Annotated in this window: 17 protein-coding genes; 9 read left to right on the forward strand and 8 right to left on the reverse strand. The window is 68.7% G+C overall.

Annotated elements, in window-relative coordinates; translation table 11 throughout:
* Nucleotides 1-42: 42 nt before the first annotated feature.
* Nucleotides 43-903, reverse strand: coding sequence for a universal stress protein (locus tag ACFU5V_RS26155; protein WP_378702932.1), 861 nt, complete (start codon nt 901-903; stop codon nt 43-45).
* Between the two features lie 156 nt (nt 904-1,059).
* Between ACFU5V_RS26155 and ACFU5V_RS26160 the strand changes: the two genes are divergently transcribed.
* The 7 genes from ACFU5V_RS26160 (at nt 1,060) to ACFU5V_RS26190 (ending at nt 7,433) form a co-directional block, all read left to right on the forward strand.
* Entirely contained in the window at nt 1,060-1,467 is a 408-nt protein-coding gene (locus tag ACFU5V_RS26160; RefSeq protein WP_378702933.1) for a DUF1801 domain-containing protein, read from the forward strand.
* A gap of 72 nt (nt 1,468-1,539) precedes the next feature.
* Nucleotides 1,540-2,046: a sigma-70 family RNA polymerase sigma factor gene (locus ACFU5V_RS26165; protein WP_378432787.1), complete on the forward strand. Its 507-nt coding sequence runs from the start codon at nt 1,540-1,542 to the stop codon at nt 2,044-2,046.
* Entirely contained in the window at nt 2,043-2,801 is a 759-nt protein-coding gene (locus tag ACFU5V_RS26170; RefSeq protein ID WP_378702934.1) for an anti-sigma factor family protein, read from the forward strand. Before ACFU5V_RS26165 ends, ACFU5V_RS26170 begins: the two co-directional genes overlap by 4 nt.
* 186 nt (nt 2,802-2,987) lie before the next feature.
* Nucleotides 2,988-4,700 carry a thiamine pyrophosphate-binding protein gene (locus ACFU5V_RS26175; RefSeq protein ID WP_378702935.1) on the forward strand — a complete coding sequence of 571 codons (1,713 nt, stop codon included), beginning with the start codon at nt 2,988-2,990 and terminating at the stop codon, nt 4,698-4,700.
* Nucleotides 4,697-5,356, forward strand: a complete 660-nt coding sequence (locus tag ACFU5V_RS26180) for an SRPBCC family protein (protein WP_378702936.1) — start codon at nt 4,697-4,699, stop codon at nt 5,354-5,356. Before ACFU5V_RS26175 ends, ACFU5V_RS26180 begins: the two co-directional genes overlap by 4 nt.
* 3 nt (nt 5,357-5,359) lie before the next feature.
* On the forward strand, nt 5,360-6,382 hold the full coding sequence (locus ACFU5V_RS26185) for a 3-oxoacyl-ACP synthase III family protein (protein ID WP_378702937.1): 1,023 nt from the start codon (nt 5,360-5,362) through the stop codon (nt 6,380-6,382).
* Nucleotide 6,383: 1 nt separating this feature from the next.
* Entirely contained in the window at nt 6,384-7,433 is a 1,050-nt protein-coding gene (locus ACFU5V_RS26190) for an aminotransferase class I/II-fold pyridoxal phosphate-dependent enzyme (protein WP_378432780.1), read from the forward strand.
* On the opposite strand, the gene ACFU5V_RS26195 is transcribed toward ACFU5V_RS26190, so the two are convergent.
* The 6 genes from ACFU5V_RS26195 to ACFU5V_RS26220 form a co-directional block, all read right to left on the reverse strand.
* Nucleotides 7,369-8,124 carry a sirohydrochlorin chelatase gene (locus tag ACFU5V_RS26195; protein WP_378432779.1) on the reverse strand — a complete coding sequence of 252 codons (756 nt, stop codon included), beginning with the start codon at nt 8,122-8,124 and terminating at the stop codon, nt 7,369-7,371. The two genes, ACFU5V_RS26190 and ACFU5V_RS26195, sit on opposite strands and share 65 nt — an antisense overlap.
* A 4-nt stretch (nt 8,125-8,128) precedes the next feature.
* On the reverse strand, nt 8,129-9,415 hold the full coding sequence (locus tag ACFU5V_RS26200; RefSeq protein WP_378432777.1) for a sulfate adenylyltransferase subunit 1: 1,287 nt from the start codon (nt 9,413-9,415) through the stop codon (nt 8,129-8,131).
* A gap of 2 nt (nt 9,416-9,417) precedes the next feature.
* Nucleotides 9,418-10,371 carry a sulfate adenylyltransferase subunit CysD gene (gene cysD / locus ACFU5V_RS26205; RefSeq protein WP_378432776.1) on the reverse strand — a complete coding sequence of 318 codons (954 nt, stop codon included), beginning with the start codon at nt 10,369-10,371 and terminating at the stop codon, nt 9,418-9,420.
* Nucleotides 10,368-11,108, reverse strand: a complete 741-nt coding sequence (locus tag ACFU5V_RS26210; protein WP_378432773.1) for a phosphoadenylyl-sulfate reductase — start codon at nt 11,106-11,108, stop codon at nt 10,368-10,370. The genes cysD and ACFU5V_RS26210 overlap by 4 nt, the downstream gene beginning before the upstream one ends.
* A complete protein-coding gene (locus ACFU5V_RS26215; protein WP_276138473.1) occupies nt 11,072-12,793 on the reverse strand; it encodes a nitrite/sulfite reductase in 1,722 nt (573 codons plus the stop codon). Before ACFU5V_RS26215 ends, ACFU5V_RS26210 begins: the two co-directional genes overlap by 37 nt.
* A 119-nt stretch (nt 12,794-12,912) precedes the next feature.
* Nucleotides 12,913-13,014 (reverse strand): Ms4527A family Cys-rich leader peptide, encoded by a 102-nt coding sequence (locus ACFU5V_RS26220; protein WP_371851578.1) that lies wholly within the window; start codon nt 13,012-13,014, stop codon nt 12,913-12,915.
* A gap of 129 nt (nt 13,015-13,143) precedes the next feature.
* Here ACFU5V_RS26220 and hemW point away from each other — a divergent pair, with 129 nt between their 5' ends.
* A complete protein-coding gene (gene hemW, locus ACFU5V_RS26225; protein ID WP_378432771.1) occupies nt 13,144-14,352 on the forward strand; it encodes a radical SAM family heme chaperone HemW in 1,209 nt (402 codons plus the stop codon).
* 15 nt (nt 14,353-14,367) lie between these two features.
* On the opposite strand, the gene ACFU5V_RS26230 is transcribed toward hemW, so the two are convergent.
* Nucleotides 14,368-14,685 (reverse strand): type II toxin-antitoxin system VapB family antitoxin, encoded by a 318-nt coding sequence (locus ACFU5V_RS26230; protein WP_005261240.1) that lies wholly within the window; start codon nt 14,683-14,685, stop codon nt 14,368-14,370.
* A gap of 209 nt (nt 14,686-14,894) precedes the next feature.
* On the opposite strand from ACFU5V_RS26230, the gene hrcA reads away from it, so the two are divergent.
* Nucleotides 14,895-15,938: a heat-inducible transcriptional repressor HrcA gene (hrcA, locus tag ACFU5V_RS26235; protein ID WP_012688203.1), complete on the forward strand. Its 1,044-nt coding sequence runs from the start codon at nt 14,895-14,897 to the stop codon at nt 15,936-15,938.
* Nucleotides 15,939-16,004: the final 66 nt, after the last annotated feature.

Genomic DNA, 16,004 nt, shown 5'->3' on the forward strand with positions numbered 1-16,004 from the left:
GCGCGACGGGCGAATATGAATCACGCTGATCGAAACCGATGGTCAGCCTTTTCGGCAGATGAGGACCGGGCACCGGGCGTGGTGGATGAGGCTCTGGCTCGTCGAACCCACGATCGACGCGGTGAACGGATTTCGCCCGTGGCTGCCGACGGCGATCAATTGCGCGCCGAAGGTGTACTCGAGGAGCACCTTCATCGGCCCACCGCGTTCGAGGCAGCGGGTTACCTCGACATCGGGATACTTCTCGCGCCACCCGGCGAGGCTCTCGGCGAGCCACGCCTCCTCGTGCTGCACCAGATCGGACCAGTCGGTGAAGCGACGCTCCTCCGAATACCACGCCCCGAGGGTCGAGTGCTCGGCCCACGTGTGGACCGCGACGAGGGGAGCGCCGAAGAACGCCGCGAACTCGAACGCATGGGCCACCGCCATGTCGCTCAGTTCGCTGCCGTCCACACCGACCACGACGGGACGCGTCTCGCTGACCTCGTGGCCCTGGATGCCGCGCCAGACGACGACGGGGCACTCGGCTCGATTCGACACCCGGACCACGTCGGAACCGGCGACCACGGATTTCATCTCACTCGTGGCCGCGGGCCCGAGAACCAGCATCCGGGCCGTCTTGGACAGTTCCACCAGCGCGTGCGCGGGCGGGCCGGGGTGGGTACTGCGCTCCACTTCCAGGTCGTGCTGCCCGTCCAGGACGATGCGTTCGGCGGCGTCGAGGAACTCGTCGCCTTCTGGGTGACCGTCCGCGGAATTCGGATGCTTGGGTAACACGTGGACGAGGCGCAGCGGCTCCTCGAAGCGCCGAGCGGCGGACGCAGCCCACGCCGCCGCCTCCAGTGCGCCGTCCGATCCGTCGATGCCTGCCACGATGCCGCGTCGAATCCGTGCTGTGCTCATGGGGGTGCTCCTCACCTCCTTTCCAGTTTGATCCAGGACGGCGGCGACGCGCCAGAGGTAAATCGGCGGGCGGCCGATCCCGGTGCGATCGATGTGGTCCGCGGGGATACTCGGGTGACCGGCGAGCGAAGACGAACCGAAGGGGCGACGGACCACATGGCGAAGCGGACGAGCGGCTCGGACGGGGGACGAGGAGACTCTCCCTCGCAGCTGATAGATGCGCGCATCGAGGAGCTGGGGGACTGGCGGGGTGAGTTGCTCGCCCGGATCCGGGCGCTTGTCACGCAGGCCGACCCCGACGTGGTCGAGGAGTGGAAGTGGCGAGGGGTCCCGGTGTGGTCGCACGCCGGAATGATCTGCACGGGTGAGACGTACAAGAACGCCGTGAAGGTGACGTTCGCGAAGGGCGCGTCGCTGGACGACCCCGCAGGTTTGTTCAACTCCAGCCTGGAGGGCAACACCCGGCGCGCCATCGACTTCCACGAGGGCGACACGGTCGACGAGAAGGCGTTCCAGGCGTTCGTGCACGCTGCCGTGGCACTGAACACCTCCCGACGCGCGTAATCGCTCCGTTTCCGTGGTGCGGTGAACCGGAGGCGCGGGTGAACCGTGTGTACTGCTGGGAGGTGGTGACCGATGCCGGATGCCCAGACGGAGCTCATGCACGCCCTGTACGAGGAACATGCCCCCGCCGTGTGGCGGTATGCGCTCCGGCTGACCGGCGACCGCGCCCGCGCCGAGGACATCGTGCAGGAGGTATTGCTGCGCGCCTGGAAGCACCCGAGCGTGCTCGACCAGTCGGAGTCCTCGGCGCGGGCGTGGTTGTTCACGGTTGCCAGGAACCTCGTATTCGACGAGCACCGCAGCGCCCGTTCCCAGCGTGAGATCGGGATGAGTTCGACACCGGAACGGGCGGCCCCGGACGGTTCGGACGGCGCACTCGACGCCTGGATGATGGGGGATGCGCTGGCCCGGCTCAGCGCCGATCATCGTGCGGTCCTCGTGCTCGGCTACTACCGGGGGATGTCGACCCACCAGATCGCCGGCGAACTCGGAATACCGGAGGGAACGGTGAAATCCCGCATGCACTACGGATTGCGGGCCCTTCGATTGGCTCTGCAGGAAATGGGGGTGACCCGATGACGCTCGACGACTTCGAGTCGCACGACGATCCCTACGTCCGCTGGGACGCCTCCTACGTGCTCGGTGCCATGTCGGCCGCCGATCGGCGGGAGTACGAGGCCCACCTCGCTCACTGCGCACAGTGCTCGCGGGCCGTGTCCGAATTGGCGGGCATGCCCGGTCTGCTCGCACTGATCACGCCGGAAGAAGCGTTCGGCACACTGTCCGGGAACGGTGCGCCCGAAGACGAGGAGCTGCCCGCACCGCGGGTGCTGACCGGGCTGGCAGAGACGGTGCAGCGGCGCAGACGCCACCGGCGGGCGGCGACGGCCCTCGCCGCAGCGGCCGCCGTGATCGCCGTCGTCGTTCCCGTCGGGGTGCTGGCGACCCAGGACCGGACACCGGCCGCCCCGGCGACGGCCCTGCCCGTCCCGGACCGGGCGAACACCACCGAGGCGGTGTTCGCCCCGGTGGTTCCGACGACGATCACCGCGAGCGCGTCCGTCGTGTCGACGTCCTGGGGCACGGTGATCTTCGTCGAGTGCTCCTACGAGGACACATGGCCCGGCGACGGACGCTACGGCGCCGGCGCCGAAGGGTACGCGCTGACCGTGACCGATCGCTCCGGAGTGGTCACCACCGTGGCCACCTGGACCGGGGACGCCGGGCAGACGGTGCGGCCCACGGCCACCACCAGCCTGCCCGTCGACGCGATCGCGAGCATCGACGTGCGATCCGACGACGACCATCAGGTATTGCTGACCACGACGTTGTGAACGGGCCGCAGGGAGCCGGCCCGGTTTCCGTACTCCCTGCAGGCAGGGCCGCCGTGTCTCGCTCGTCACGACCGTTTCCGCAAAAATGTTCTGCCACCGGTGAACCCGGCCGGCACGTGGTTCGTGTGTATATCCAGTGGGTGATCACAGTTCGCCTCATCCGATCCACGACACGGGGGTCTGCCGATGAATCTCACGCATCACGAGCCACGGAAAACCGGTCGGAGCATGCGCGTCGCCGACCACATCGTCGCGGTACTGGCCGCGGAGGGGGTCGAGCACGTCTTCGGTGTCGGAGGCGCGAACATCGAGGACCTGTACGACGCGCTGCACCGCTCCCCGGACGTCGAGGGTGTCGTCGCCAAACACGAGTTCTCGGCGACGACCATGGCCGACGGATACGCCAGGACCTCGAACCGGACAGGTGTGGTCGCCGCGACGTCGGGCGGTGGCGCGCTCAACGTGATCGCCGGACTCGGTGAGGCGTTCGCGTCCCGGGTGCCCCTGCTGGCGTTGATCGGGCAACCGCCGACGTCGCTCGAAGGGTCGGGCGCGTTCCAGGACACGAGCGGGCTGGCGGGGTCGATCGATGCGTCCCGGTTGTTCGGCGAGGTGTCGCTGTACTGTGCGCGCGTCGAATCACCGCTCGACCTCGACCGCCAGCTCTCCGAGGCGCTCGCCGCGGCGCGTCGCGGCGGACCGGCAGTGCTGCTGCTGCCGAAGGACATTCAGCATGCGACCGGCGAGTTCCCGGAACCGCACCGAACGGTCCCGGCCGCACCGCGTACTGCCACCACGGACGTCACGCGACTCGCCGAGGCACTGCGCGACGACTACGGCCGCATCACCGTCATCGCAGGCGACGAGGTCGCGCGGGCAGGCGCGCGAGCGGAACTCGCGGAACTCGCGCACGTGCTCGGGGCGAGGGTGGCCGTCACACCCGACGCGAAGGACGTGCTCGACCCCGCGGCGCCGGGACGACTCGGGATCACCGGTGCGATGGGGAACCCGGATGTGATCGACGCACTGCAGGAGTGCGACCTCTGCCTGCTCGTCGGCACCCGGCTGCCGGTGATGGCACGGGGAGGGCTCGACACCGCGCTGGAGAAGACACTGGTGTACAGCGTCGGGTCGGCGACGCCGTATGTGCAGGCGCGGCACGTGCCGACCCGGGATCTGCGGGCGACGCTGCGCGCACTCGTCGCCGACATCGGACCGGCAGCCTCACCGGTACCCGTCGCGCACTGCGCTCCGACTCCGATCGACGTACCTCGATCGGGCACGTCGGGCCTGCACTACACGGACGCCGTGACGGCGCTCGCCGCGGCGCTGCCCGGCGGCTCCGACGTGTTCGCCGACGCCGGGAACACGGGCGCCGCTGTGGTGCATCACCTTCCGGTCGCGAGTGGAGGCCGGTTCGTGGTGGCCCTGGGCATGGGCGGGATGGGCTACACCTTCGGCGCCGCGATCGGTTCCGCGTTCTCGCGGGGCCGCCGCACGTTCGTGATCGCCGGCGACGGCGCGTTCTACGCGCACGGACTCGAGATTCACACGGCCGTCGAGTACGACGTGCCGGTCACGTTCGTCGTGTTCAACAACAACGCGCACGCGATGTGCCTCACCCGCGAACAGGTGTATTACGAGGGCACCTACACCTACAGCCGGTTCCGTCCCGCCCGCATCGCGGCCGGAGTCGGCGCACTGCTCCCCGGACTGCCGTGCCACACGGCCGACACCGACGCCGCCCTTGCCGACACGCTGCGGTCCACGACGGAGTCGACGGGACCCGCTGTCATCGAGGTCGTCTGCGACGCCGACGAACTACCGCCGTTCCTGCCGTTCCTGACCGCACGCGGCACCGCCGAGAGAATCGAACCCCGAGAAGGAGCACGCCGATGACCGCCCACGAGATCGCACCGCTGCCCGACCTTCCCGCCGACCTGCCCGGCCTCGTCCGTATCGAGACCTCCGACCGTCACGCGACGACGCCGGTCATCATGGACATGTTGAGGTCGGTGTACCCGCACGATCAGGTGTTCGGAAAGTACTGCACCGTCCAGGAATACATCGACTGCCCGCCGGACGAGGTGTTCGGCTACCTCTCGCACACCCGGAGCCTCGAGGAGTGGACGTACAGTCTGCGCGGGTTCACCCCGGCGGGAGAACCCGGGCTGTGGCTCGCGTACGACCGGCTGGGTGACACGACCGAGATCTACACGCGCACCGTGGCACACCCCGCCGCGATGACCGTCGACTATCACTGCGCCTGGGACCAGGGGAAACACCTGTGGATGGTGTACCTCATGCGGGTGGTGGACGCGCGCACGGTCCTCGACGTCGACGGATCCGTCGTGCTGTGGACCAACTGCCACCACCCGTTCTACGACGAGAATCCCTACCCCGAGACGGCTCCCGCGGACCGGGTTCCGTGGGTGGGCGACTTCTGGGAGATGTTTTCTGCCGGACACCAGCTCGAGATGAGCAATCTCAAGGCGATCTGCGAATACCGGTGGGCGAACGACCTGCCCGTGACCCCGACCTGGATGAGTGAGTGAGACATGGACACCGTCAGCCTGATCGACATCGCCGGCTACCTGCCCGAGAACCGGGTGGGAGCAGACTATTTCGCCCAATTCGCCGACTCCGACCGGCTCGCCGAGAACATCATGTTCCGGGCGCCGAAATTCCGCCACCACATCGCGAGCGACGAGAACGCCGTCGACATGGCCGAACGCGCGGTCGCCCCGCTGATCGAACGGAACGGCTCCGAACTCGTCTCCAACGTGGATATCCTCATCACCCACACCCAGCTGCCGGATGTCCCGGTCCTGGGCACCGGCGGAGAACTCGCGCGCCGGCTGGGGATCACCCCGGACTGGGTGGTGGACCTCCACAACGGGGGCTGTGCATCATTCGTGTACATGATCACGCTGGCGCGGCAGATCATGCAGACCGGTGACGCCTCGACCGCCCTGATCGTGTCGGTGCAGAACAGTGCCGGTCAGATCTTCACGCAGTCGGACGTGCGCGTGCTGGCGCAGTCGGCGGTGCCGGGTGACGGCGCGGGCGCGTGCCTGCTGGTCAAATCGGAGGCCGCGCCGGTGCTCGGACTCGAATGCCGGACCTACCCCGAGTTCGCCGGGGACATGACGGCCGCCGTCGATCCGCCGCGCAAATACTGGGAGGCGGGAACCGGCCAATTGCACATCGGGTTCACCGAAACGAAGATCGCGAAGGTCTTCGCCCGCGGGAACCGCCTCGTTCCCGAGGTGGCGCTCGCGGTGTGCAATCAGATCGGCATCACCCCGGACGAGATCGACACCCTGGTCACCAACCAGCCCAACCGGCTGTTCCTCCGCAACTGGCGGGACGCACTCGAGCTTCCGGCGGAACGGCACCCCGACACGTTCGACGAATGTGGGAACCTGTTCGGCGCCGCGATTCCCGTCACCCTCGACCGCGAGAACCGGGCGGGCCGGATCCCCAACGGTTCCCTGGTGATGATGTCCGCCTTCGCGCACGCGGGTGACTTCGCCGGCGCCGGGGCCATCCGGTGGGGTGCCGCCCCGGCGGGGGTATGAGATGACGGCGCCGACCCTCGCCGGGCCCGACGTGAGATTCGATCTGGCGCTGAGCGAGAACCCCTTCGCCCCGTTGCCCTCCGTGCTCGCCGCGCTCGACGGTGTGATGCGGCAGGCGCATCGGTATCCGGAGTTCCTGCCCGACCGGCTGGTCGGCGTCATCGCGGAACACGAGGGGCTCGAACCCGATCAGGTGGTGGTGGGCGAGGGTGCCACCGGCGTCGCCCTGCAGATCATGCGCTCCGTCGCCGGGCCGGGGGAGCGGATCGTGTTCACCGCCCCGACATTCGACGGGTACCCGATCCTCGCGCGGATCGCGGCACTGGGCGCGGTCCCGGTACCCATACTCCCGGACGGCGGGCAGGATCTGGCGGCGATGGCCGCCGCGCTCGACGACCGCACCCGGCTCGTCGTCGTGTGCCGCCCGCACAATCCCACCGGAACCCTCGTCGATGGCGCCGAACTGGCAGATTTCCTCCGCCGGGTGCCGCAGCGGGTGGTCGTCGTTCTCGACGAGGCGTATGTGGAGTTCGTCGACCGCCGACTGCTCCTGGACGCGCACCGCATCGTCGCCGAACACCCGAATGTCGTGTTTCTGCGCACGTTCTCCAAGGCGTACGGTCTGGCCGGGTTGCGGATCGGATTCGGCTTCGCGAATGCGGCTCTCGCACGGAGGATTCGAACGCTGCAACTGCCGTTCGGGATGGGCAGCGGCGCCGTTCCCGCGGTCACGGCGTCGTACGCCGCCGAGCACGAACTTCGGACCCGGGTGTCCGCCATCGTCGCCGAGCGCGAGGAACTGTGGCGCACGTTGCGGGCGGCGGGAATGCCGGTCCCGCGCAGTCACGCCAACTTCCTGTACGTCCCCGGATCGGGCGTCGGTGACGCACTCGCCCGCGCCGGGATCCACGCGCGCACGTATCCCAACGGTGACGTGCGGATCTCGGTCGGGAACCCGGAGGCCGGGCGTGCGGTGGTCGACGCGCTCAGGCCGACAGGGCGCGGTACCGCTGCAGTTCCGCGTGCGTCTGCGAGTAGCGGTCGAGCATGACGTCAAGCAGCCGGGTGTGTGGTCCGATGGTGGCCGCGTAGGTGATGCCGGGCCCGCAGGATTCCGCGGCGCGGCTCAACCGGTCCGTGAGCAGTCCCGGCGCGAGGAACCACGGTGCGATCACGATGCGTTCGGCGCCGTTTCGCCGCAGCTTCGAAATCGCTTGCTGCACCGTGGGTTCCGCCGCGGTGGCGAAGCACGCGACCGCGCCCGACCATCGGGTGCCCGCGACGACCGCCCCGGCCAGTGCGCGCGTGCGGTCGTTGGCAGCCGGGTCGGAGGAGCCGACCGCGGCGAGGACTATCCCGAGTCCGGGTTCGCCGGTCGCACCGACGGCCTCACCGATCCGGTCCCGGACGGCCTCGACGAGCCGGGCGTCGTGCCCGAGAACGTCGGCCTGGCGGACGTGCAGGTGGGGATGGCGGAGGCGGGCGGCGTCCAGCAGAGCGGGAAGGTCGACGCGGGCGTGGAACGCGCTGCCCAGCAGCATCGGCACCACGACGGCGGAGGAATGCCCCTCGGCGGCGACCGCGTCGATCACCTGGTCCACGGACGGCGCGTTGAGGTCGAGGAAGCACAACCGGACGTCGAGGTCCGGGCGCCGCTCCCGTAGCGCCGACACGGCAGCCGCCACCACCCGCGCACTGCGGGGATCGCGACTGCCGTGGGCGACAGCGATCAGCGGAGTCATCGCACTAGACGCGCTCGCCGAGCTCCACCGCTGCGATGGCGTCCCCGACGAGGCCGGCCGCGAGCGTGTTACCGCCGGCCGGATCGATCAGCAGGAAGCTGCCGGTGTGGCGGTTCACGGTGTAGTCGTCCGCGACGATCGGCTCGGCGACCCGCACCGAGATCTTGCCGATCTCGTTGAGCTCCAAAGACTCCGGGGCGGCCTCCGACGTGAGCTCCTGCTCGTTGAAACGCTCGACGAGCGTGCCCACGATGGCCTGCGTGGTGCGGGTGCCGTGCTTGAGCAGCAGGCGGGCGCCGGGACGCAGCGGCTTCTCGGCCAGCCAGCAGACGGTCGCGTCGAACTCGCCGAGCGGCTCCGGTGCGTCGGCGGGGGAGGCGATGACGTCGCCGCGGGAGACGTCCACGTCGTCGGCGAGCACGAGAGTGACGCTGCGGCCGGCATGGGCGCTGTCGAGTTCGCCGTCTGCCGTGTCGATGCGGGTGACCGTGGTGCGGACACCCGACGGCAGGATCACGACCTCGTCGCCCGGGGTCACCTCGCCCGCGGCGACCTGTCCGGCGTACCCGCGGTAGTCGGGGAACTCGGCGGTCCGCGGACGGATCACGTACTGGACGGGGAACCGGAGACCGACCCGGTGGGGTTCGGCGTCGACCGGCACCGACTCGAGGTGCTCGATGAGGGTGGGGCCGTCGTAGTACGGGGTGTTCTCCGACCGCACCGCGACGTTGTCGCCGTGCAGGGCCGACACCGGGATCTCGACGACGTCCTCGGATGCCCAGCCGAGCGAACTGGTCAGCGAGTTGAACTCCGCCGAGATGGTCGCGAACACGCTGGCCGGGTCCTCGACGAGGTCGATCTTGTTGACGGCCAGCACCAGCTTGGGGACGCCGAGCAGCGCCAGAACCGCGGCGTGCTTCCGCGTCTGCGAGATGACACCCTTGCGCGCGTCGACCAGCAGGATCACCAGCTGCGCGGTGGATGCACCCGACACCGTGTTCCGGGTGTACTGCACGTGCCCGGGAGTGTCGGCGAGCACGAACGAGCGTCGGGGCGTCGCGAAGTACCGGTACGCCACGTCGATCGTGATGCCCTGCTCACGCTCCGCGCGCAGGCCGTCGACCAGCAGCGACAGGTCGGGGGTGGACAGTCCCTTGTCCACCGACGCCCGGGTGACTGCGTCGATCTGGTCGGCGAGAACCGATTTCGTGTCGTACAGCAGACGGCCGACGAGGGTCGACTTGCCGTCGTCCACACTGCCGGCGGTGGCAAGCCTCAGAAGATCACTCATGATCAGAAATAGCCCTCTCGCTTGCGGTCTTCCATGGCCGCTTCGGAAACTCGGTCGTCGCCACGGGTTGCGCCGCGCTCGGTCAGCCGGGACGCCGCGACCTCGGCGAGGATCGCCTCGTTGTCGCCCGCCTCGGAAAGAACTGCGCCCGTGGTGGACCCGTCGCCGACGGTGCGGTACCGCACCGACAGCGTCTGCAGGTCCTCACCCTCGGACGGCCCGCCCCACACGCCGGGCGTCATCCACATGCCGTCGCGCTGGTACACCTCGCGCTGGTGCGCGTAGTAGATGCTGGCCAGCTCGACGTTGTCGCGGGCGATGTACCGCCAGATGTCGAGTTCGGTGAAGTTGCTGAGCGGGAAGACACGGACCTGCTCGCCGGGGGAGTGCTTGCCGTTGTACAGGTTCCACAGTTCGGGGCGCTGCTTCTTCGGGTCCCACTGGCCGAAACTGTTGCGCAGCGAGAAGATGCGTTCCTTCGCCCGGGCCCGCTCCTCGTCGCGGCGAGCGCCACCGAACACCGCGTCGAAACGGTTCTCGGAGATCGCGTCGAGCAGGGGAACGGTCTGCAGCGGGTTCCGGATCCCGTCGGGACGCTCGGTGAGCCGGCCGTCGGCCAGGTAGTCCTCGACCTTCGCCACGTGCAGGCGCAGGTTGTACTTCGCGACGACGTGATCGCGGAAGTCGAGGACCTCCTGCAGGTTGTGACCCGTGTCGACGTGCAGCAACGCGAACGGCAGCGGCGCAGGCCAGAACGCCTTGATCGCCAGGTGCAGCAGCACCGTGGAGTCCTTGCCGCCGGAGAACAGGATCACGGGGCGTTCGAACTCGCCCGCGACCTCACGGAAGATGTGGATCGCTTCCGACTCCAGCGCATCGAGCGTGTCGAACTGCGACCCGTCCAACTGCGGCCGGGCGGCGGCTTCGGCGAGGGAAGTGGAGATGTCGATGGTCATGAGGCGTGCAACCCGCATTCTGTCTTGGCCTGACCGGCCCAGCGACCGCTGCGCGGATCGCTGCCGGGGGCTGGCTTGCTGGTGCACGGAGCGCACCCGATGGACGGATAGCCCTCGTCGACGAGAGGATTCACCAGAATCGAGTGCTCGTCGATGTAGGACTGCATGTCTTCGTCGGACCACGCGGCGATCGGATTGATCTTCACCAGACCGAACGCGTCGTCGAACGAGATCAGGGGGGCGTTGGCGCGGGTGGGGGCCTCGACCCGGCGGATGCCGGTGACCCACGCCTTGTAGCCGGCGAGCGTCTTCTTCAGCGGGGCGACCTTCCGCAGTGCGCAGCACCGGTTGGGTTCGCGGGCGAACAGATCCTTGCCCTCCGCCGCATCCTGCTCGGCGACACTGGCCTCGGCCCGCGCGTTGATCACGTTGACGCCGTACACCTGCTCGACGGCGTCACGGGTGCCGATGGTCTCCGCGAAGTGGTAGCCGGTGTCGAGGAACAGCACGTCCACGCCGGGATGAACCTGGGCGGCGAGGTGAACCAGGACACCGTCCTGCATATTCGACGCGACGATGTAGTCACTGCCGAACGTGTCTTCCGTCCACTGCAACAATTCCCGAGCGGATGCGCCTTCCAGACTTGCCGCCCCCTGCGTGGCAAGGAGCCGGAGGTCGTCCTGTGTGGCTGTCGCGAGATTCAACGCAAGTCTCCTTCGTCTGCGCGCACGACCCATTCCGCGAAGCGTTCACCCTCGTTGCGGTGCTTCACGAAGTGCCGGACGACGCGATCGATGTAGTCACCGAGTTCGGCGCTGGTGACCTTGTGCTGGCGAAGCTTCCGGCCGAACGCCGAATCGAATCCGAGGCTGCCGCCGAGGTGGACCTGGAAGCCTTCCACCTGGTTGCCTTCGCCGTCGTCGACGAGCATTCCCTTGAACCCGATGTCCGCGACCTGCGAGCGGGCGCAGGAGTTGGGGCAGCCGTTGATGTTGATCGTGATCGGCACGTCGAGCTGCGCGTTGATGTCGGCGAGCCGCTGCTCGAGCTCGGGAACGAGCACCTGCGAGCGCTTCCGGGTCTCCGCGAACGACAGCTTGCAGAACTCGATGCCCGAGCACGCCATCAGGTTCTTGCGCCAGTGCGACGGACGTGCGGGCAGACCCACCTCGTCCAGGTCGGCAATCAGCTGCTCGAGCTTGTCGTCGGCGACGTCGAGGATGATCAGCTTCTGGTACGGCGTGAAACGGATCTTGTCGCTGCCCGCACGCTCGGCGGCGTCCGCGACCTTGGCCAGGATGGTGCCGGACACGCGACCCGCGATGGGGGCGACACCGACGGCGTTGAGACCGTTGCGGGTCTTCTGCACACCGACGTGGTCGATCGGGCGGGTGGGCTTCTCCGGCGCGGGGCCGTCGATGAGCTTGCGCTTCAGGTACTCGGTCTCGAGGACCTCGCGGAACCGCTCGATGCCCCAGTCCTTCACCAGGAACTTCAGGCGCGCCTTGTTCCGCAGCCGGCGGTAGCCGTAGTCGCGGAAGATCGACACGACGGCTTCCCACACGTCGGGAACCTCGTCGAGCGGCACCCAGACGCCGACGCGCTGCGCGAGCATCGGGTTGGTGGACAGGCCGCCGCCGACCCACAGGTCGAGGCCGGGACCGTGCTCGGGGTGGTTGACACCGACGAACGCGACGTCATTGATCTCGTGCACCACGTCCTGCTGGCCGGAGATCGCGGTCTTGAACTTGCGCGGCAGGTTGGAGTACTCGGGCTTGCCGATGTACCGGCGGACGATCTCGTCGATCGCGGGAGTCGGGTCGAGGACCTCGGACAGCGACTCGCCTGCCAGCGGTGAACCGAGGACGACGCGGGGGCAGTCGCCGCACGCCTCCGTGGTCTTGAGGCCGACGCCCTCGAGACGCTTCCAGATCTCCGGGACGTTCTCGACCTCGATCCAGTGGTACTGGACGTTCTCGCGGTCCGAGAGGTCGGCGGTGTCGCGGGCGAACTCGGTGGAGATCCCGGCGATGGTGCGCAACTGCTCGACGTTCAGGGCGCCGGCGTCGCAGCGGACCCGCATCATGAAATACCGGGCTTCGAGCAGGTCGATGTTCTCGTCACCGGTGAACGTGCCGTCGTAGCCCTGCTCGCGCTGGGTGTACAGACCCCACCAGCGCATGCGGCCGCGCAGGTCGCCCTTGTCGATGCTGTCGAAGCCCTGCTTCGAGTAGATGTTCTCGATGCGGGCCCGGACGTTGAGCGGGTTGTCGTCCTTCTTGGCCTGCTCGTTGGCATTGAGGGGCTCGCGGTAGCCGAGGGCCCACTGGCCTTCGGCACGTCGCCGGGCCGGCTTCGCCGTGCGCGTGCGCGCGGGTGCTGCCTGGGCGGCAGCGGGGGAGGCGTCGGTGGTCGACGTCATGGAGCACTCCTGAATCTCACGATGCACCGGCTGAGGCCGAGGAGGAGGGCTGATCCTCGCTCGGGCATTCGAATCCGGCCGGAAGTCGAGAAGAAAGATGAACGGGCTGACAGGCTGAATTACTGCGCGAGACAGGGCAGACAACAACAGCTGCAGACACGCTTGAGATCGACGTGACGACGCGCCACAAGTCGCACTCCGGGTCCGGTCATGTCGACCATTGTGCCACGTCAGATCGCTCACGCAGAGCCGGGCACCGATTTCCACCATTTTTGCGGGAAATATCACGACGAGGGCCCGCGGACAGTCGGGTGGGGACCGCGGGTCGAGAAGCCTGGGAGACTGGAACCGTGAACGGAACGAGTACTTCCACGGTCGGTCGCGACGAGGCGGCGGCATTCGCTCTGCCCGAGAGCGCCCTGGGCGGTGTGGGGAGCCGCCCGTTCGGGATCTACGTGCACGTGCCTTTCTGTGCCACACGCTGCGGATACTGCGATTTCAACACGTACACGGCGGGTGAGCTGGGGACGTCGGCGTCGCCGCAGTCGTGGATGGAGGGGTTGCGCCGCGAACTCGACCTGGCGGCGCAGATGACGGGCGGCCCGGCCGTCGACACGGTCTTCGTCGGCGGCGGCACGCCGTCCCTGCTCGGCGGTGACGGCCTGGCGGACGTCCTCGGTGCGGTCCGCTCGAGTTTCGGGCTCGCGGACGGCGCCGAGGTGACCACCGAGTCGAACCCGGAGTCCACGTCGCCGGAGTTCTTCGAACGGTTGGTCGCGGGCGGATTCACGCGGATCTCGCTGGGCATGCAGTCGGCGGCGCAGCACGTGCTGAAGGTCCTCGACCGCACCCACACGCCGGGACGGGCGGTGGCGGCGGCGCTGGAGGCGCGGGCCGCCGGGTTCGGGCACGTCAATCTCGACCTCATCTACGGGACGCCGGGTGAGCGCGACGAGGACCTCGACCTGTCGCTGGACGCGGTGCTCTCCGCGGGGGTGGACCACGTGTCCGCGTATGCGCTGATCGTCGAGGACGGCACCGCCCTGGCGCGGAAGGTGCGCCGCGGGGAACTTCCCGCCCCCGACGACGACGTGCTCGCGTCGCGGTACGAGCGGATCGACGCCCGGCTCGCCGAGGCGGGCCTGACCTGGTACGAGGTGTCGAACTGGGCGCGCGAGGACGCGGCCTGCCTGCACAACCTGGGCTATTGGGACGGCGGCGACTGGTGGGGCGCCGGGCCGGGCGCGCACAGCCACGTCGGCGGTGTGCGCTGGTGGAACGTCAAGCATCCGGCGCGCTACGCGGACCAGCTGGCGGCGGGAAGCCTGCCGGTCGGGGGCAGCGAGCAGCTGACGGAGGAGGACGTCCACGTCGAGCGGGTGATGCTGACGGCGCGGCTGCGCACCGGGCTTCCCGTCGCGGAACTGGATCCTGCGGAGCGGCGCGCGGCCGAAGCGGTGGTGGCCGACGGACTGCTGGTGCATGCAGGGGAGCACTTGGTGCTGACCGACCGTGGGCGGCTCCTCGCCGACGCCGTGGTCCGGACGGTCCTGCGCTGACGTGCAGCGGCCGGCTCAGGCCGTGACGATGCCGGGCATCTCGTCGTAGTCGAACACGCGGGCGTGCAGCACGACGCGGTTCCGCAGCGCCGAGCGCACCGCCCGGTGCAATCCGTCCTCGAGGTAGAGCACCCCGTGCCACTGCACCGCGTGCGGGAACAGGTCGCCGTAGAACGTCGAGTCCTCCGACAGCAGCCGGTCGAGTTCGAGAACCTTGGTCGTGGTGACGATCTCGTCGAGCCGCACCTGCCGCGGCGGGATCTTGGACCAGTCGCGCAGCGACAACCCGTGGTCCGGGTACGGCTTGCCGTCCATGACACCTTTGAAAATCATCGCCTCGTCATCCGCCCGTGGTGGTTGCCTCTGCTCGTCTCCGCTCCCCACAGTAAGGCCTGAACCGGTATCGGCGACGCGACGATTAGACTGGACCGAGCCGAGACGCACGTGCATCTGCGCGTAGCTCAGGGGATGCGACGGCCGACCCGAACGAAGGTTCGGTGACGTCGCTGCTCGTGACGATCGAGAACTGGAGGTGGACGGCGATGTCGAGTACGGACGACAGACGGTTCGAGGTTCTCCGCGCCATCGTCGCCGACTACGTCTCGACCCAGGAGCCGGTGGGATCGAAGGCACTGGTCGAGCGGCACAATCTGGGTGTTTCCAGCGCGACGGTGCGCAACGACATGGCGTTCCTCGAGAGCGAGGGCTACATCGCCCAGCCGCACACGAGTTCGGGCCGCGTCCCCACCGACAAGGGGTACCGGCAGTTCGTCGACCGCATCGCCGACGTGAAGCCGCTGTCGACGGCGGAGCGCCGCGCGATCCTCGATTTCCTCGAGTCCGGGGTGGACCTGGACGACGTCCTCCGGCGCGGTGTGCGCCTGCTCGCGCAACTCACACGCCAGGTCGCGGTTGTGCAATATCCCACACTCTCGGCGTCGTCGGTCCGGCACCTCGAGGTGGTCGCGCTGACCCCCGCCCGTCTGCTGCTGGTGCTCATCACCGATTCGGGCCGAGTGGATCAGCGCATCGTCGAACTCGGCGACGTCCTCGACGACGAGGACCTGGCGCGGCTGCGCGGACTGCTCGGCGGCGCCCTGGACGGCAAACGGCTCGCGGCCGCGTCCATCGCCGTGTCGGAGCTGGCCGACGAGGCACCCGAGGATCTGCGCGACGCCGTGGTGCGTTCGGCCACCGTGCTGGTGGAAACGCTCGTCGAGCATCCCGAGGAGCGACTGGTCCTGGGCGGCACCGCGAACCTGACCCGCAACGCGGCCGATTTCACGGGAATCAGCGGATTCCCCGGTTCGCTGCGCGCGGTGCTCGAGGCGCTCGAGGAGCAGGTGGTGGTGCTCAAGCTGCTGGCCGCCACCCAGGACGCGGGCACGGTGACGGTGCGGATCGGCGAGGAGACCCAGGTGGAGCAGATGCGCGGCACCTCCGTCATCTCGACCGGCTACGGTGCGGCGGGCACCGTGCTCGGCGGAATGGGCGTGCTGGGACCCACCCGGATGGACTATCCGGGAACAATCGCGTCGGTGGCAGCCGTTGCGAGATACATCGGCCAGGTGCTCGCCGAGCGGTGACGGCCTGCCGGGCGACAGCGCCGCGCGAAGACAGCGCGCACGGACCAGTGGCGAGATAACGAAGTA

The organism is Rhodococcus sp. NPDC057529 (assembly GCF_042802055.1).
Lineage (GTDB): Bacteria > Actinomycetota > Actinomycetes > Mycobacteriales > Mycobacteriaceae > Rhodococcus_F.

Excerpts from the sequence above, each read along its gene's own strand:
- ACFU5V_RS26215 (WP_276138473.1), bottom strand. The coding sequence starts at position 12,793 with ATGACGTCGACCACCGACGCCTCCCCCGCTGCCGCCCAGGCAGCACCC.
- ACFU5V_RS26200 (WP_378432777.1), bottom strand. The coding sequence starts at position 9,415 with ATGAGTGATCTTCTGAGGCTTGCCACCGCCGGCAGTGTGGACGACGGC.
- hrcA (WP_012688203.1), top strand. The coding sequence starts at position 14,895 with ATGTCGAGTACGGACGACAGACGGTTCGAGGTTCTCCGCGCCATCGTC.
- ACFU5V_RS26155 (WP_378702932.1), bottom strand. The coding sequence starts at position 903 with ATGAGCACAGCACGGATTCGACGCGGCATCGTGGCAGGCATCGACGGA.
- ACFU5V_RS26180 (WP_378702936.1), top strand. The coding sequence starts at position 4,697 with ATGACCGCCCACGAGATCGCACCGCTGCCCGACCTTCCCGCCGACCTG.
- ACFU5V_RS26165 (WP_378432787.1), top strand. The coding sequence starts at position 1,540 with ATGCCGGATGCCCAGACGGAGCTCATGCACGCCCTGTACGAGGAACAT.
- ACFU5V_RS26220 (WP_371851578.1), bottom strand. The coding sequence starts at position 13,014 with ATGGTCGACATGACCGGACCCGGAGTGCGACTTGTGGCGCGTCGTCAC.
- ACFU5V_RS26230 (WP_005261240.1), bottom strand. The coding sequence starts at position 14,685 with ATGATTTTCAAAGGTGTCATGGACGGCAAGCCGTACCCGGACCACGGG.
- ACFU5V_RS26210 (WP_378432773.1), bottom strand. The coding sequence starts at position 11,108 with ATGGGTCGTGCGCGCAGACGAAGGAGACTTGCGTTGAATCTCGCGACA.
- cysD (WP_378432776.1), bottom strand. The coding sequence starts at position 10,371 with ATGACCATCGACATCTCCACTTCCCTCGCCGAAGCCGCCGCCCGGCCG.
- ACFU5V_RS26190 (WP_378432780.1), top strand. The coding sequence starts at position 6,384 with ATGACGGCGCCGACCCTCGCCGGGCCCGACGTGAGATTCGATCTGGCG.
- ACFU5V_RS26185 (WP_378702937.1), top strand. The coding sequence starts at position 5,360 with ATGGACACCGTCAGCCTGATCGACATCGCCGGCTACCTGCCCGAGAAC.
- ACFU5V_RS26160 (WP_378702933.1), top strand. The coding sequence starts at position 1,060 with ATGGCGAAGCGGACGAGCGGCTCGGACGGGGGACGAGGAGACTCTCCC.
- ACFU5V_RS26170 (WP_378702934.1), top strand. The coding sequence starts at position 2,043 with ATGACGCTCGACGACTTCGAGTCGCACGACGATCCCTACGTCCGCTGG.
- ACFU5V_RS26195 (WP_378432779.1), bottom strand. The coding sequence starts at position 8,124 with ATGACTCCGCTGATCGCTGTCGCCCACGGCAGTCGCGATCCCCGCAGT.
- ACFU5V_RS26175 (WP_378702935.1), top strand. The coding sequence starts at position 2,988 with ATGAATCTCACGCATCACGAGCCACGGAAAACCGGTCGGAGCATGCGC.